Below are 16,722 nucleotides of genomic sequence, written 5' to 3'. Positions count from 1 at the left end.
TCGGCGGGCAGACGTGCCGGCCGTGGCCGTGCGCCCACGCTTCGGCGCATGGTCACGAATCTCCTGGGACTGCTGCTACTGGTCGGCCTGTGCGGGCTGGACGGGGTTCTTCCGATGGTGCCCTCGGACGCGGCCGTGCTCACCGCCGGCGTGCTCGGTCACGAGGACCCGGCGCGCGTGCCGCTGATCGTCGCGGCCACCGCGCTCGGCGTGTTCACCGGCGACCATCTCGCGTACGGGATCGGCCGCGGCCTCCTCGGCAGCTGGCTGGTCGGCCGCTCGGCGCGGGTGGGCCGGGCCGTCGGCGCGGTGCACGCCCGCCTCGAACGCCGCGCCGGCCCGCTGATCGTGGCGTCCCGGTTCGTGCCGGGCGGCCGCGTCACGGTGAACCTCGCCTGCGGCACGGCCCGGCTGCCGCTGCGCCGCTTCAGCCCGGCCTCGGCCGTGGCCGCACTCGCCTGGGCGGTGTACATCACCGGGCTCGGCTATGCGGGCGGCGCCGCGTTCGCCGGGAACCCGCTGCTCGGCATCGCCGCCGGCTTCGGGCTGTCGCTGACGTTCGGCGGCGTGCTCGAACTGATCCGGCGGCGGGCCCGCCCCCGGACCGGTAGGACTTCCTCGGGAGAAACGATCTTCGCCGTCGGCCCCGGCGCGTGACGACGCATCCTGGTCCCCATGCGCCACTTCCCACTGGAACCCGACCGCGCCGCGATGACCGAGCTGGGCGGCCTCGTCCTGGACCGGATCGTCGACCGGACCGCACAGCTCGCGGAACGACCCGCGACCCCGCTCCCCGATCGCGACGCCGAGGCCGCGCTGGTGAACGCCTTCCTCGCGGCACCGCCCGACCGGCCGGGCGACCTGAAGACGCTGCTCGCCCGCCTGGACGAGGCGGCCGACCACGCCCTGGAGACCGCCGGGCCGGGCCACCTGGCGTACATCCCCGGCGGCGGCCTGTTCGCGTCCGCGCTAGCCGAGTTCTACACCCGGGCGGTCAACCGCTACGGCGGCGTGACGTCGGTGGCGCCGGCCCTCGCCGCGCTGGAGGAGAGCGTGGTCCGCTGGATGGCGCGCGACGTGTGCGGTCTCCCCGAGGGCAGCGGCGGCCTGCTGACCAGCGGCGGGTCGATGGCCACGTTCACCGCGACGGTCGCCGCCCGGCACCGCGGGCTGGGTGAGGACCTGACCGGCGGCACCGTGTACACCTCGGCCTCGGCGCACCACTCCGTGGCGAAGGCCGCCCGCCTCGCCGGCATCCGGGCGGCGCACATCCGCACCGTCGCGCACACCCCGGACCTGCGCATGGATCCCGAGGCGGCCCGCGCGGCGATCCGCGCCGACCGGGCGGCCGGGCTGCGGCCGTTCCTCCTCGTGGCGAACGCCGGCACGACGGACACCGGCACCGTCGACCCGCTGCCCGAGTTGGCCGCGGTCGCCCGCGAGGAGGGCGTCTGGTTCCACGTCGACGCGGCCTACGGCGGCTTCTTCCGGCTCACCGCGCGCGGCCACGAACGCCTCACCGGCCTGCCCGAGGCCGACTCGATCACGCTGGACCCGCACAAGACGCTCTTCCTGCCGTTCGGCACCGGTGCGCTGGTCGTGCGCGACGTCGCCGCCCTGCACGCCGCGCACGGGGCCACCGGCAGCTACCTGCAGGACGTCGACTCGATCGGCGGCATCCCCGACTCCGGACACCTCGGCCCGGAGCTGAGCCGGGAGATCCGCGGCGTGCGGGCCTGGCTGCCGCTGCACCTGCACGGGGTGGACGCGTTCCGCGCGGCGCTGGACGAGAAGCTCGATCTGGCCGCGCGGGTGTATCAGGCGCTGCGCGGCGTCGCCGGGCTGGAGGTGCCGCTGCGGCCGGACCTGTCCGTGGTCGCGTTCCGCTGCCGCCCCACCGGCGACGGTCCGGACGCCGTGGCGCGGGCCGACGCGTCGAGCCGCCGCCTCCTCGCGCGGATCAACGCCCACCGCCGTTTCGTGCTCTCCAGCACCGTCATCGACGGCCGCTACACCCTGCGCGTCTGCGTCGTCTCGCACCGCACCCACGAGGACCTCATCGACGAGGCGATCGACATCATCACGGAGGAAGTTCAAAAGATCACTTGAGCTACCGCGATGTCCGCCGTGGGCGCGACCGCCGCTCCCGCGGCCTCGCCCTCCGCGTCACCACGACCCGTGCGGCCTAGCGGTCGTCGCCAGGTGCGCACCCAGCCAGTCGGTGACGGTCTCCAGTACCTCGGCGTCCACCGGCTCGCGGAGCAGGCGGCGGTAGGCGCGCAGCGTCGGCGGGCGGGGGTCGCGGCGCAGCACGTGGGTCAGGTCGGGCACCCGGCGGGTGGTGATCCCCGGCGCGAGCCGGGCCATCGCGTCCAGGTCGTCCGGGTCGCACTGGAGGTCCTTCTCGCCGGTGAGCGCCAGCGCGGGCACCCGCACGGCACGCAGCACCGGCGCCGGGTCGAACGCCAGCAGCTCGCGGTACCAGCGGGCGTTGACCCGCAGGCCGCCGACCCGCACCACGTCGGCGGCGCCGGTGGTGATCCGCCGCAGCGCGCGGCGCCCCACCCGCCGGGCCGCCGGCCGCAGCGGGCCGGGCAGCTGCGCCGCGAGGTGGTGTCCCTGCCACCGCACGGCCTCGTCGCCCGGCCGCGCGAACCCGGCCAGCAGCACCGCCGCCGCCACCGGCGCGTGGGCGGCGAGCCACATCGCGTGCAGCGCGCCCTCGCTGTGCCCGACCACCCCGACCGCGTCGGCGCGGATCTCCGGCCGCCCGGCGAGGGCGCGCACGGCGGCGTGGGCGTCGTCCCGGTTGTGCGCGAACCCGGTCGCCAGCCAGTCGCCCGGCGTGGCCGCGACGCCCCGCCGGTCGTAGCGCAGCGTGGCGATCCCCCGGGCGGCCAGCGCCGCAGCGAACGCCCCCGCGAGCCCGGTGCGCAGCCGCCCGGCGGCGGAGTCCCGGTCGAGCCGCCCGGAGCCGGACAGGAACACCACGGCCGGGTGCGGCGCCGGGCCGGCCGGCAGGGTGAGCGTGCCCGCCAGCGGCAGCCCGTCGTCGGCCGGAACGGTCAGGTCCACGTCGCGCGCGTGGGCGTCGGTGCTCATCGGTCCTCCCCAGGACGATTATTATCAGCTTTGATAATATAATCGCCTGTGGAACGATGAGGCAATGGCCACCGCCGATCTGCTCCTGCACCCCGTTCGGTTGCGCATCGTCCAGACCCTGCTCGACGGGCGGCCGCTGACCACCGCACAGCTGCGCGAGGAACTTCCCGAGATCCCGGTCGCCACCATGTACCGCCAGATCGCCGTGCTCGTCGACGCGGAGGTGCTCGACGTCGTCGACGAGCGGCGGGTGCGCGGCACCGTCGAGCGCACCTACCGCCTGCGCCGCGAACGGGTCGAGATCGACGCCGCCGCGCGGGCCGCCATGAGCACCGAGGATCACCGGCGGGCGTTCACCGTCTTCGTCGGCGGGCTGCTCGGCGACTTCGACCGTTACCTCGCCGGGGAGCCCGCCGACCCGACCGCCGACGGCGTCACCTACCAGCAGGCGCCGGTGTACCTCACCGACGAGGAGTACCGGGCGATGCTGGCGGAGATCCAGGCCAGCGTCACGGCCCGGATGGGCCACGAACCGGGGCCGGGCCGGGTGCGCCGCATGGTCAGCCTCGTCAGCGTTCCCACCGGCCCGCGCTGACCCGCGCGCTACCGGCCGTCGACCGTGGTGATGTCGGTGAGCCCGGCGATGGTGATGACCGGCGCCAGCAGTTCGCCGACCACGATGCGGATCCGCGCGACGTGCGGGAGCAGTGCGGCGAGGCCTGCGCTGTCGAGGTACTCCACCCCGGTCAGGTCGACGAGGAGCGGACCGTCGTCGGAGACGGCACCGGCGAGCGCGGACGCGAACGTCCTGGCGTTGCTCAGGTCGATCTCACCCGCGGCGGCGAGGACCGCGACGCCGTCCGGACGGCGGCTGGACGTCAGGGTCAGTGGTGGCGTCATCAGGTGATCCTCGCCCGCATGTCGACGGTGGTGCCGGCGGCACCTTTGGTGATGCTGATCTGATGCATCATCGCGCGCATCAACAGGATTCCGCGCCCGCGATGGGTGTTTCCCTCGTTCTCGGGAATTTTCCACCGGCCGCTGTCGGCCACCGTGAGGCGTAGGTCGTCGGCGGTGGCCGAGGCGCTCAGCCGGATGTTGCCGGCCGTGTGGCGGTGGCCGTGCTCGATCGCGTTCGCGCACGCCTCCCCCACGGCCACCAGGACGTTCTGGGCCGTCATGCGGTCGATCCCGGCGCGGCTGAGCCAGCCCCGCAGGGCGGTGCGCGTGACGGCCAGCTGCCCCGACTCCGCGGGGAACTCCAGTTCCAGCGGGCCCGGGTGCCGGTAGAGCAGCAGCGCCACGTCGTCGTGGAACCCCTCGGCCGGGGTCAGCCGCTCCATGACGCTCGTGGCGAGTTCCTCGACCGGGGTGGCGCGGCCGCGCTGCACGGCGTCGGCGGCCCGGCCGATGCCGTCGACGATCGAACGGCCGCGGCGTTCGACCAGCCCGTCGGTGTAGAGCACGAGCGTGGCGCGGCCCGGCACGGTGTACTCGGCCTCGGGCCGCTCGGCGCGGCGCGGGATCGCCAGGGGCCGCGACTGGGCGAGGTCCAGCACGTCGGTGCGCCCGTCGGCCCGGGCGACGACCGCGGGCGGATGGCCGGCGCTGGAGTAGGTCAGGTGCCCGCTCGCCGGGTCGAGGACACCGCAGAAGACGGTGGCGGAGACCGCGCCGGGCAGCCGCGCGGCGAAGCGGTCCAGTGCGGTCAGCGTGCCGGCCGGGCTGGAGTTCTGCAGCAGCAGGGCCCGGCAGGCGCTGCGCAGCTGACCCATGACGGTGGCGGCCTCCAGGCCGTGGCCGACGCAGTCCCCGACGACGATGCCGATGCGCCCGTCCGCCAGTTCCACCGTGTCGTACCAGTCGCCGCCCACCTGCAACGGACGGGCGGCGGGTGCGTAGCGCACCGCGAACCCGGCGGGCAGCTCGGCGGGGCCGAGGATGGCGCGCTGGAGGGTCAGCGCGATCTCGCGCTGGCGGTCGAGCTGGTGGGCCCGGCGCAGCCCCTGGGTGAGATGCCCGGCGAGCAGGGCGAGGAGGGTCTCGTCGTGGTCGGTGAACGGCCGGCCGGCCCGCGGCTCGACGTGCAGCACCATGGTCCCGTCGGGGTGCTCAAGGGTGATCGCCACGCCGTCCTTCGGCTCGCTGACCGGGGTGAGCAGCGGGCGCTCCCGGGCCGCGGCGACCGCCCGCCGGTACGCCTCGGGCAGCCCGTCCCAGTCCGGACCGGGTTCGGTGCCGATCACCGTCGGGGTGGGCCGGTCGAAGACGACCGCGAGCGCCGACGTCGCCTGCCACAGCTCGCGCAGTTCGGCGAGGGCGCCCCGCAGGGCGTCGGTGACGTTGTCCGCCCGCGACAGGCGCAGGCTCAGGGCCGCCAGGGCGCTGTCCCGCTGCACCGCGTAGCGCTCGGCGGTGACGTCGCGGAACGTGCCGACGATCGCGAAGCGGCCGGTCTCCGGGTCGTCCACCTGGTTGAACGACAACGCGGCCCACAGCCGGTGCCCGTCCCGGTGCACCACCGGGATCGTGTCGGTGCCGCGCCTGCGCTCCAGCAGCCCGCCGAACGCGTCCGCCACCTGGCGGTAGCCGTCCGGATCGGCCCGCGGGTCGGGCCACCACGGGTGCGTGGGCGCGTAGGGCAGCCCCTCCGGCCCGTATCCCAGGATCTCGGTGAACGTCGGGTTGATCTCGATGACGGCACCGCTGTCGTCGCAGACGAAGAACGCCTCCTGCAGCGAGTCGACCAGGGCGGTGCGCCAGCGCGCGTGATGGGTGCGCAGCCGGGCGAGCTCGACGTTCGCGCGGACGCGGGCCAGCAGCTCGGCGGCCGAGAACGGCTTGAACAGATAGTCGTCGGCACCGGCTTCGAGGCCCTCGATCGAGGCCTCCTGACCGGCCCGCGCCGACAGCAGCAGCACCGGCGTGCCGGCGGTGCGGGTGTCGCCCCGCAGGGCGGCGACCAGCTGCAGCCCGTCCAGCCGGGGCATCATCACGTCGCTGACGACGAGGTCGGGCACGTCGGCACGGGCGGCCTCCAGCGCGGCCTGCCCGTCCGGCACGACCGTCACCCGGTGCCCGGCCGAACGCAGCAGCCGGGCGAGATAGCTGCGCATGTCGGCGTTGTCGTCGGCGACCAGGATCCGGGCCGGCGCACCGGTCGACGCCGGCCGGCCGTCGCTGCCGTCGGGTTCGTCGGCGCCGTCGGAGCCGTCGGGCAGCCAGCGCAGCGCCTCCTGCACGAACGGGTCGACGCCGGCCGACACCGCGGTCGGTTGCGCCGTCGTGGCCACCGCCTCGGCCGGCAGGTGGGCGCGGCCGAACGGCAGCCGGATGGTGAACGTGGTGCCCCGCCCGGCCGTGCTCTCCGCGGCGATCGTGCCGCCGTGCAGGTCGACCAGCTCCTTCACCAGCGCCAGCCCGATCCCGCTGCCCTCGTTCGAGCGTGCACGGGCGTTCTCGATGCGGTGGAAGCGCTCGAACAGGCGCGGGATCTCGTGCTCGGGCACACCGACGCCGCTGTCGGAGACGGTCACCACGGCGTGCCCGTCGGCCGCGGCGACCGCCACCCGCACGCCGCCGTCGAACGTGAATTTCAGCGCGTTGCTGAGCAGGTTGAGGATCACCTTCTCCCACATGGACGGGTCGACGTACACCGGTTCGGGCAGCGGCCGGCAGTCCACCTCGAACGTGAGCCCGGCCCGTTCGACGGCGGAGCGGAAGACGCTGGCGAGTTCGGCCGTGGTGGCGGCGAGGTCGACCGGCCGGTACCGGGTGCGCATCCGGCCGGCCTCGATGCGGGAGAAGTCCAGCAGCGTGTTGACCAGCTTGCCGAGGCGCAGCCCGTTGCGGTGGATCGCCTCCAGTTCCTCGCGCACCTGCGGGTCGGCGTCGGTGAGGCGGGTGCGCAGTTCCTCGACGGGGCCCATGATCAGGGTCAGCGGAGTGCGGAACTCGTGGCTGATGTTGGAGAAGAACGCCGTCTTCGCCCGGTCGAGCTGGGCCAGTTCCTCGGCGCGGCGCTGCTGGCTCTGGTAGCTGCGGGCGCTGGCGATGCCCGCGGCGACGTAGCCGGCGACCAGGTCGATGAACCCGCGGTAGCCGTCGTCCAGCGGCCGGTACCGGTTGAGCGCGGCGACCAGGAAGCCGCACGGCGCGTCGCCCTGTTGCAGCAGCGGCGCGACCACCGCGTGCGTCGGTGGCGCGGGCCACGCCCCGGCCGGCAGGTCGCCGAAGGCCGGTCCGTCGAAGGCCACGTGCACGGGTTCGCCGGTGGTCAGGACGGTCGCGGGCCACACGGCGCTCGCGGCCGCCGGATGCCCCGGCGGGATCCCGGCACTGCCCGCGAGCCGGGCGTTGCCGTCGTCGTCCCGCAGGTAGATGAGGGTGAACGGCAAGTCGTGCAGATTGCGCCCGAGCTGTCCGCCGACGAAGGTCAGCATCTCCTGTTCGGTGCGCACGGCGCTCGGATCCGAGCCCAGGTCGCGCAGCGTGGCCATCCGCCGTTCGCCGATCACCCGGTCGGTGTCCTCGCTGACCACGCAGAGCATGCCGACCAACGCGCCGTCGTCATCGCGCAACGGACTGTAGGAGAACGTGTGGTACGTCTCCTCCTGATAGCCGGAACGTTCGAGAAACAGCAGCAGCGCCTCGTCCCAGGTGGCCCGGCCGGTGGTGAGCACGGTCTCGATGCGCGGGCCGATGTCGCCCCAGATCTCGGCCCACACCTCGTTCGCCGGACGGCCCAGCGCCCACGGGTATTTGCGGCCCAGGGTGTCCCGCCGGTAGGCGCCGTTGCAGAAGAACGTCAGCTCCGGACCCCACGCCATCCACATGGGGAATCGGGAGGCGAGCAGAATGCTCACGGCGGTGCGCAGGCTCTGCGGCCAGCCGTCCGGCGGGCCTACCGGCGTGGCCGCCCAGTCGACCGCCGCCAGATCGGCGCCCACCTCCGGATCGGCGGCGAACACCTCCGTGCCGGGCGCCGTCACCGCCGGGTCTCCACGCCGTTCATCGCTGCCGCACCCCTCCACGATCGCCGAAACGATGCCTGTCGTGCCCCGGAACGGCCGATGTTAACCGTCCGGCGGGCGCGAACCGACGCACTCGCGGCGACCCGACGGCTAGCGGCGGATCCTGCGGCGGACCACCGCGAGAACGCTGGTGATCTCGCCGACCTTCAGGCCGAGGCAGACGGCCACGTAGGTGCCACCGATCGCCGGCACGCCGACCACGAGTTGCAGCAGCGACTCGGCCTTGCTCGGCGACCACCCGCCGGGCAGCAGGTACATGACGGCCGCTCCGGCCACCGTCGCGCCGGCCGCCGCCACGCCCACCTTGCCGAACGTCCGGAGGATGGGCCCGACCCCGAGCGCACCGATCCGCCGGCGCATGAGCACCGCCGTGGTCAGGCCGGCCGCGGCGAACGACAGCGCGTTGGCGACCATCAACCCCGGTGCCGCGAACGTGGCCGCGAAGGCGGCGAAGACGATGAGCTGCACGACGATCCGCAGCCCCACCACCGGCAGGTTGATCAGCGCGGCCGTGCGCGTCTCCTGTCGCGCGTAGAGCCCGATGGTGAGGAAGTTGCTGATCGAGAACGGCAGGAGCGCCACCGAGGCGGCGACCAGCACGACGGCGGTCTTGCGCGCGTCCTCCGTGGTGAACGCGCCGCCGAGGAACAGCGCCACCGCGATCGGCGCGGCCAGCACCGCGTAGCAGACCGCCACCGGGGTGAGCACCACCGTGATCATGCGGATGCCGCGGGAGATGTCGGCCGCCAGGTCCGCGTGCCGGTCGTCGGCCGCCGCGGCGCTCATCCGCGGGGTCAGCGCGGTGATGATCGACACCGCCAGGATGCCGTGCGCCATGTACATCAGCAGGAAGACGTTGTTGTAGATCGCCGGTCCGGCCCCGTCCGCCCCGCCGGCTCGGTTGAGCAGGTTGAAGGCGACCATCTGGCCGATCTGGGTGACCACCACGTAGCTGAGTGACCAGACGCCGATCCGGCCCAGTTCGCGCAGGCCGAGCTCGCGGAAGTCGAAGCGCCACTTCCACCGGAAGCCGACCTTGCGCAGCGCCGGCAGCAGGCCGGCGCTCTGGACCGCCACGCCGAGCAGCGTGCCGCCGCCGAGCAGGAGGATCTGCCCGAGGGTCAGGTCTTCCGGCCGGAGGGCCTCGGCCCCGTAGACCGCGATGTAGACGGCGCCGGTCGCGATCACGACCAGGTTGTTGAGGATCGGCGTGAACATCGGCATCGCGAAGTGACCGCGCGTGTTCAGCACGGCGGTGAGGATCCCGGAGACCCCGATGAAGAAGATCATCGGAAGCATCAGGTAGGAGAGCAGCGTGACCAGTCGCCGGAACGCGTCGCTCTGATCGTCGCCGGTGTAGAGCACGGTGAGCACCGAGGCCGCGGCCGTGACGAGCGCCGCGCCGCACGCGAGCAGCAGCACCGTCAGGGTCACCAGGCGCTGCGTGTACGCCTCGCCCCGGTCCGGGTCGTTCTTCCGGCGGCGCACCAGCACCGGAATGATCGTGCTGCCCAGTACCGCGCCCAGCAGCAGTTCGTAGACGATGCCGGGCAGGACCTGCGAGGTCGTGTACGCGTCGTTGATCGCGCCGCCACCGATCGCGGCGGCCAGGATGACCGTGCGCAGGAAGCCGGTGCCGCGGCTGACCAGGCTCCCGACGGCCATCACCACGCTGTTGCGGGCCGCGCTGCCCTGCTCCGCCTCGATGGCGGGTTTCGGCTCCGCCGGCACGGCGTTGGCGCTCCTGTAGTGGCCGCCGCTCATCTCACTCCGCTCTCGGTCACTGCCGTTTGGGGCGCAAGAGTACGGGAGGCAATCCGCCTGTGCGCCGGCGGTGCGACAGTCCACTGTGGACACATGTCGGGCCGAAAATGACATGCAACCCCGGGCCGAGCGGCTCTCGTCTAGGGACAGAGCATGCCGCGTCCCGATGGAGGCCCGAACTGTCCACGCACACGTCGATCGCGCTCGAACGGCCCGCGTACCCCGCCGCCGAACGGGTCCGACGCCTGGTGACGGGCGGTTCGGCACTGGGCGCACAGCTGTCGCGCGCCCTCGACCTACCGCTGCGTGACTACCTGCGCGCACTCATACCCGCCCCGCAGACCCGATGGAACGTGCACCGGCTGCGCCTGGCGCGGGCACTGGAGAAATACCTTCGCCGGCACGGTGACCCGTTCGTCGACGAGACGTGCGACCACCTACTGCGTGTGCCGGTCATGCAGCAGGCCGACCATTCCAGCCTGCTGCTCGACGCGCAGACCTTCCTGAACAATTACCTGTTCCACGTCGCCTGCCGGGAGGCGGGTGTGCCGGTGGCGCTGAATCACCAGTGCTCGACGGTGAGCGGCATCGTCCGCCGCGCACCGGTGCTCGGCCCGACGTTCCTGCCCACGCGCGGTGGCCTGTTCGGTGTCTTTCCGTTCTCGAAGAAGACACTGAAGAGCGCGTCGTTCTGCGGGTTGCCCGGGCCCGTGGAAATGACGTTCGACCCGTTGGCGGGAACCACTCACGACGTCGCCTCCGACCTGACGCTCGGGCCGCTCGTCGGCCTGCGGGCGCCGGACGCGCCGACCGCCTACCGGCGGGCCAACGACATCATCTGGCGCGGGCTCGACCTCGACCACGGGGTGCGGCGGGTCGGCATCGACGTGGACGTCGTCTCCGAATGCGTCGCCCTGCACCTCGAGGACCCGACGAGCCCGGTCTCCGCGCTGCTGTTCGACCCCGCCGTGCGCGACGCGTTCCTGCGCGTGAAACGGCGGCTGGTCGCGGATCCGTCGAACCTGGCCGTCAACAACGCCGCCCCGGACTTCCTGTGGATCCGCAGGGGGCACCGGCTGCACCAGGTGGTGCTCACCGGTTCCGGCCATCGTGCACAGTGGACGGTGGAGACCGACGGCGCACCACTGCCGGTACCGATGGAACCGACCGCCGTCGCCGCCGCCCTGCGCGCGGGGGTGCTCTATCCGGACCGGATCCTGACCTATCTCGTGCGCTGCCTGCTGCCCGGCGTCGTCGCCGTCGGGGGAACGAGCCAGCAGGACTACGTGAAGCTGTACCGCCGGATGTTCGTTCTCGCCGACGCCGAAACACCCTTCCTCGACCGGTCCGACCTCGAGCACATCCGCCGCCCCGGGCACAGCGTCGCCGGCGGTCGGCCACTGCTGGAGCCGTACGGCGAAGCGATGGAGCTGATCCGCCGGCTCGGGCCGCACACCCGCCTCGACGACCTCGACGACGCGTACCTCGACCGCCCCGTCGGCGAGACGATCGGCGAACTGCGCTGCGTCGGCCACCTGGAACGCGCGATCGACCGCTGACCCGTTCTCAGCCGGTGCGCGCGCGCAGTGGCCGCCGGGCCTGCTCCCGCAGGTGACCGAGCACCTCGAGCACCGCCGGCAGCACCCGCGCCTGCCGGCGGTGCAGAGCGGTCATCGTGACGACGGTGGAGTCGCCGGCGAGCGGCCGGGTCACGATCAGCCCGGCCCGTTCGAGCGGGTCGCCGAGCACGCTGTAGTCGGGCAGCACGGTCAGCCCGATGCCCTCGGCGACCATCATCTTGCCCATCTCGGCGCCGTCGGTGGAGTGCCACGCGGCGGGCAGGTCGGAGCCGAAGAGCCGGTGCGCGAAGCGGTGCATCAGGTAGCCGGCGCGCATCGCGACGAAGCGTTCGGCGCGCAGGTCGTCGGCGGTCACCTCGCTGCGCGCGGCGAGCGGATGCCCGGCCGGCAGCACCGCGGCGGGGCGGCCGACCACCAGGGCGACGGCGACCAGTTCGGGCGGCACGTCGTCGCCGTCGAGCAGGTTGACCAGGCCCAGGTCGAGCGTGCCCTCGGCCAGGCTCACCTGGATCTCGTCCTGCTGGAGGTTGCGCACCTCGACGGCCGCGCCGCCGTTCGCCGCCTGGTAGGAGCGCACGGCGGGCAGGACGAGGGAGGCGGTGCCGGCGTTGACGGTGCCGATGCGCAGCAGCCGTCGGGTGGCGAGCTTGTCGCCGGCGGCGGCGCGCAGGCGTTCGACCGATTCGAGCACGTCCACCATCGGCTGGAGGAGTTCGCGGCCGGCGAGGCTGATCCGCGCGCCGGAGCGGTGCCGCTCCAGCAGGGTCACGCCGAGTTCCTGTTCGAGTTTGCGGATCGCCTCGCTGAGGGCGGGTTGCGAGACGTGCAGGCGTTCGGCGGCGCGGCGCAGGCCGCCGTAGCGGGTGACGGCGGCGAAGTACTCCAGCTGTTCGATGCGCATCCTCGGCTCCGTGGGTGATCGGGGGCGGCGCCCGGGTGATCGGCAACACCTTCCATGCGGGGGCTTCCGCATATCCTACTAACCCGATAGTTTAAGGCTAGTTTAGTTGCCGGCCGTACCGGAGAACCGCATGCCAGAACGTCCCCTGCACTTCGCCGCCTTCGTGATGAACACGACGGGCCACATCATCCAGGGCACCTGGCGCCGGCCGACCGCGCGTCAGGCGGACTTCAACCACCTCGACCTGTGGGTCGACCTCGCCCGCACCCTCGAACGCGGCACGTTCGACGCGATCTTCTTCGCCGACGTCGTCGGGCTCTACGCGCCGTACCGCGGCGACGAACGCAAGTGCGTCGTCACCAACTACCTGCCCAACGCCTCCCGCAACTTCGGGCTCGACGGGCTGACGAAGCACGACGAGCGCTACGCCTGGGCGGACGAGTACGTCGACGTCACCTACAAGCTGTGGGAAGGCTCCTGGGAGGACGGCGCGCTGGTGCAGGACCGGGAGACCGGCGTGCACGCGGACCACGACAAGATCCATCGGATCGACCACGAGGGGCCGCGCTACCGGGTCGAGGGCCCGCACCTGGTGAGCCCGTCGCCGCAGCGCACTCCGCTGCTCTTCCAGGCCGGTGCCTCCGAGGCGGGGCGCACGTTCGCCGCGAAGAACGCCGAGGCGGTCTTCATCGCCGCGCCGAACGTCGACGCGGCTGCCCGCGACACCGCCGACATCCGCGCGCGTGCCGTGGCGCACGGGCGTTCCCCCGGGGATCTGAAGTTCTTCCAGGGGTTGCACTTCGTCGTCGGTTCCACCGAGGAGGAAGCGCGGCGCAAGAGCGCCGAACTGGACGACTGGATCGACTACGACGGGCAGCTGTCGCACATGTCCGGTGCGGTCGGCATCGACTTCGGCCACGAGGACCTCGACCGCCCGGTCGGCGAACTGAAGACCGAGGGCGTGCAGTCGATCGTCGGCTGGATCAAGGATCTGGTGACCGACCGCGAGCCGACGCTGCGCGACGTCGCCCACTACACCGCGCGCAACGGCCGGATCACCGGCACACCCGAACAGATCGCCGACCGGCTGGCGCAGTGGCGGGCCGCCGGCGTGGACGGCATCAACGTGGTGAACGCCGAGATCCCGGGCAGCTACGAGGAATTCGTCGACCACGTCATCCCGGTGCTGCGCGAACGCGGCCTCGCCCAGCGCGAGTACGCCCCGGGAACGTTGCGCCGGAGGCTCTTCGGCCGGGGCGACCGCCTCCCCGACACACACCCGGCCGCGCGATACCGCAACGCATTCGTGGGTGCCCAATCATGAAGCGCCTGATTCTCAACCTGTTCGAGATGAACTGCGTCAGCCACATCACGCACGGCCTGTGGCGCCTGCCGGACAACAACCGCGAGCGGTTCAACGACATCGAGTACTGGACCGAACTGGCGCAACTGCTGGAGGAGGGCGGCTTCGACGCGGTCTTCCTGGCCGACGTCGTCGGCACGTACGACACGTTCCGGGGCTCGGCCGCCACCGCGATCCGGCAGGGGCTGCAGATTCCCAACAACGACCCGGCCTCCGTGGTGCCGGCGATGGCGGCCGTCACGAAGCACCTCGGGTTCGGCATCACGTTCAGCACCACCTACGAGCCGCCCTTCGCGTGGGCCCGCCGGATCAGCACGCTCGACCACCTGACCAAGGGCCGGGTCGGCTGGAACATCGTCACCTCATATCTGCCCAACGCCGCCCGCAACTTCGGGCACGAGGGCGAGGTCGACCACGACACCCGGTTCGCGATCGCCGACGAGTACCTCGACGTGCTGTACAAGCTCTGGGAGGGCTCCTGGGACGACGACGCCGTCGTCGCCGACCGCGAAGGGAACGTCTTCGCCGACCCGGGAAAGATCCGGCCGATCCACCACAACGGCAAGTGGTTCAGCGTGGAGGGGCCGCACCTGCCCTCGCCCAGCCGGCAGCGCACACCGGTGCTCTTCACGGCGACCGCGAGCGCGGCCGGGACGGCGTTCGCCGGGAAGCACGCCGAGGTGGTCTTCACCGGCGGGCCCACTGTGGACGGTCTACAGAGGACGATCGCCGGGATCCGGGAGGCCGCGGTCGCCGCCGGACGCGAGGCCGACGACGTGCGGTTCATCACGATGGCGGGAGTCGTCGTGGCGCCGACCGAGGCGGAGGCGCGGGCGAAACTGGCGCGGTACCAGGAGTTCGCGAACGCCGAGGGGTATCTGGCGCACGCGAGCCTGCCGTGGGACCCGACGGCGCTTCCCCCGTCCGCTCTCCTCAAGGACGTGGCGAACGGCAGCGGCCGGGTGGGGCGGTTCCGGACCTTCGACCCCGAGCAGACCGTGGGCGAGTTCCTCGCCGGCTTCGGTGACCTGAGCCGGCAGCCGCTGCTCGCCGTCGGCGACCCCGAGCAGGTGGCCGACGAGATCGAACGCTGGCTCGACGAGGTCGGCATCGACGGCATCAATCTGCTCCAGTACCACTCCCACGACACGGCCCGCGACTTCATCGAACTGGTGGTGCCCGTACTGCGCGCCCGCGGCCGACTGCGCACGGAGTACGACGAGCGCGAGACGTTGCGCGAACGCATCTTCGGCGCCGGCGACCGGCTGCCCGAACGACACTTCGGCGCCCGCTACCGCGGCGGCGCACACCTGCCGGCGACCGGCATCAGTGATCCCACAGTGAAGGAAGACGCATGATGAAGAAACTCCGCGGTAAAGCCGGGATCGTCGCGGCGCTCTTACTGCTGGCCGGCTGCGGCGCCGGCGCCGACGCGGCCGGCGGCGGTACCCCGCAGACCGGCGGCACCATCGTCTACGGACACGTGCAGGAGCCGCCGTGCATCTTCGGCGGCTGGATCCAGCAGGCGTACATCTCCCGCCAGGTCCTCGACGGGCTGGTGACCCTCGCCGAGGACGGCAGCATCCAGCCGTGGCTCGCGACGTCGTGGACGGTCTCGCCGGACGGCACGAAGTACACGTTCACCCTGAAGGAGAACGTGAAGTTCACCGACGGCACGCCGGTCGACGCGGCCGCGGTCGCCTGGAACTTCGACTACTGGGAGAACAAGGGCGGCAACAGCACCGCGAAGGTCTCCATCGACCCGTACTTCAAGGCGGCGACAGCGGTCGACGCCACGCACGTGGAGATCAGCCTCACGCGGCCGTTCCCGCCGTTCCTCACGCTCATCACGCAGGGGTACTTCGGCATCCAGTCGCCGACGGCGTTCCAGAGCCGCGGCGAGAAGGAGAACTGCGAGAAGCCGATCGGCTCGGGCGGGTTCGTCGTCGAGGAGTGGAAGCACGGCGAGGAGGTGATTCTCGCGAAGAACCCGAACTACACGAGCTGGCCGGCGACGGCCAAGCACCAGGGCCCGGCGATCGTGGACAAGGTGCGGTGGAAGTTCATCGCGGACGGGGTGTCGCGCTACTCCTCGCTCGGCACGGGTGAGTCGCACGTCGTGTACGAGGTGCCGACGGTCAACTGGAAGGACGCGAAGACGCGCTACCAGACCATCCGCTACATCACGCCCGGCAAGCCGGTGTCGTTCTACATCAACACGAAGACCGGGCCGTTCACCGACAGGGCGGTGCGGCAGGCGTTCGCGTACGGGGCGGATCGCAAGTCGGCGGTCGAGGCGGGCTTCCACGGGGTCATCCCGTACGAGGGCAACCCCGCGGTGAGCCAGTCGACGCCGGGCTACAACGCCGAGGCGGCCAAGGCCTACGCCTACGATCCCGCCAAGGCCGAAGCGCTGCTGGAACAGGCCGGCTGGGCCAAGGGCGGCGACGGGATCCGCACGAAGGACGGCAAGCCGCTGACCATCAAGCTCGTCTACGGCGCGGCGTTCATCTTCACCCAGGAGGGCGCCACCGTCCTGCAGGTGATGCAGGAGCAGTGGAAGAAGGTCGGGTTCGACGTCAAGCTGATCCCCGCCACCCGGGCCGAACTGTGGGGCGGCAAGTACGCCGACCCGAGCACGTTCGACGCGACGCCGTCGTACTGGACCAGCCCCAGCCCGTCGATCCTGTGGATCGTGTGGCGTCCGTCCACTGTGGAGCGTCCTAACGGGAGCAACCGCTCGTTCTACAACAACGACACGCTCGGTCAGACGATCGACCGCGCCAACGGCGAACAGGACGCCGCGCAGGCGAACGCCCTCTACGGCCAGGCGCAGCAGATCATCCAGGACGACGCGGCCGGGATCGGGCTCTACACGCAGAACTCCACCTACGCGGTGGCGCAGAACCTCAAGGACGTCTGGCTGGAGAAGAGCCAGGGCGAGCCGGTCTTCTCCGACGCCTATTTCACCAGGTAGCC

Annotated in this window: 12 protein-coding genes; 7 read left to right on the top strand and 5 right to left on the bottom strand. The window is 72.2% G+C overall.

What is annotated here, in order from left to right; all coding sequences use genetic code 11:
* Positions 1–48 precede the first annotated feature (48 nt).
* Together Val02_RS23635 and Val02_RS23630 are read left to right on the top strand one after the other, a co-directional pair.
* On the top strand, positions 49–657 hold the full coding sequence (locus Val02_RS23635; RefSeq protein WP_203901365.1) for a DedA family protein: 609 nt from the start codon (positions 49–51) through the stop codon (positions 655–657).
* Between the two features lie 18 nt (positions 658–675).
* Complete coding sequence (locus tag Val02_RS23630; RefSeq protein WP_203901364.1) at positions 676–2,109, top strand: pyridoxal phosphate-dependent decarboxylase family protein; 1,434 nt, start codon at positions 676–678, stop codon at positions 2,107–2,109.
* Between the two features lie 57 nt (positions 2,110–2,166).
* Here the strand turns inward: Val02_RS23630 and Val02_RS23625 are convergent, their stop codons facing one another.
* On the bottom strand, positions 2,167–3,102 hold the full coding sequence (locus tag Val02_RS23625) for an alpha/beta hydrolase family protein (RefSeq protein ID WP_203901363.1): 936 nt from the start codon (positions 3,100–3,102) through the stop codon (positions 2,167–2,169).
* Positions 3,103–3,166: 64 nt separating this feature from the next.
* Between Val02_RS23625 and Val02_RS23620 the strand changes: the two genes are divergently transcribed.
* Positions 3,167–3,697, top strand: a complete 531-nt coding sequence (locus Val02_RS23620; protein WP_203901362.1) for a helix-turn-helix domain-containing protein — start codon at positions 3,167–3,169, stop codon at positions 3,695–3,697.
* Between the two features lie 8 nt (positions 3,698–3,705).
* Here Val02_RS23620 and Val02_RS23615 read toward each other — a convergent pair whose 3' ends face one another.
* From Val02_RS23615 to murJ, 3 genes are all read right to left on the bottom strand, one after another.
* The gene (locus Val02_RS23615; protein ID WP_203901361.1) at positions 3,706–4,002 is read right to left on the bottom strand and encodes an STAS domain-containing protein; all 297 of its coding nucleotides are present in this window, start codon (positions 4,000–4,002) and stop codon (positions 3,706–3,708) included.
* Positions 4,002–8,093 (bottom strand): SpoIIE family protein phosphatase, encoded by a 4,092-nt coding sequence (locus tag Val02_RS23610; protein ID WP_203901360.1) that lies wholly within the window; start codon positions 8,091–8,093, stop codon positions 4,002–4,004. Before Val02_RS23610 ends, Val02_RS23615 begins: the two co-directional genes overlap by 1 nt.
* A 132-nt stretch (positions 8,094–8,225) precedes the next feature.
* Positions 8,226–9,899, bottom strand: coding sequence for a murein biosynthesis integral membrane protein MurJ (gene murJ, locus Val02_RS23605; RefSeq protein WP_203901359.1), 1,674 nt, complete (start codon positions 9,897–9,899; stop codon positions 8,226–8,228).
* Positions 9,900–10,147: 248 nt separating this feature from the next.
* Here murJ and Val02_RS23600 point away from each other — a divergent pair, with 248 nt between their 5' ends.
* Complete coding sequence (locus Val02_RS23600) at positions 10,148–11,458, top strand: hypothetical protein (RefSeq protein ID WP_203901358.1); 1,311 nt, start codon at positions 10,148–10,150, stop codon at positions 11,456–11,458.
* 7 nt (positions 11,459–11,465) lie between these two features.
* On the opposite strand, the gene Val02_RS23595 is transcribed toward Val02_RS23600, so the two are convergent.
* Positions 11,466–12,380, bottom strand: a complete 915-nt coding sequence (locus Val02_RS23595) for a LysR family transcriptional regulator (RefSeq protein ID WP_203901357.1) — start codon at positions 12,378–12,380, stop codon at positions 11,466–11,468.
* A gap of 130 nt (positions 12,381–12,510) precedes the next feature.
* On the opposite strand from Val02_RS23595, the gene Val02_RS23590 reads away from it, so the two are divergent.
* Genes Val02_RS23590 through Val02_RS23580 form a run of 3 tightly spaced genes read left to right on the top strand, consistent with a single transcriptional unit; the run spans position 12,511 to position 16,720 of the window.
* Positions 12,511–13,704, top strand: coding sequence for an NtaA/DmoA family FMN-dependent monooxygenase (locus Val02_RS23590; RefSeq protein WP_239153289.1), 1,194 nt, complete (start codon positions 12,511–12,513; stop codon positions 13,702–13,704).
* The gene (locus Val02_RS23585; RefSeq protein WP_203901356.1) at positions 13,701–15,101 is read left to right on the top strand and encodes an NtaA/DmoA family FMN-dependent monooxygenase; all 1,401 of its coding nucleotides are present in this window, start codon (positions 13,701–13,703) and stop codon (positions 15,099–15,101) included. Before Val02_RS23590 ends, Val02_RS23585 begins: the two co-directional genes overlap by 4 nt.
* Positions 15,098–16,720 (top strand): ABC transporter substrate-binding protein, encoded by a 1,623-nt coding sequence (locus Val02_RS23580; protein WP_239153288.1) that lies wholly within the window; start codon positions 15,098–15,100, stop codon positions 16,718–16,720. The genes Val02_RS23585 and Val02_RS23580 overlap by 4 nt, the downstream gene beginning before the upstream one ends.
* Positions 16,721–16,722 lie beyond the last annotated feature (2 nt).

Origin of the sequence: Virgisporangium aliadipatigenens (assembly GCF_016863615.1) — a bacterium.
Lineage (GTDB): Bacteria > Actinomycetota > Actinomycetes > Mycobacteriales > Micromonosporaceae > Virgisporangium > Virgisporangium aliadipatigenens.
This window is presented reverse-complemented; position numbering and strand designations above follow the sequence as displayed.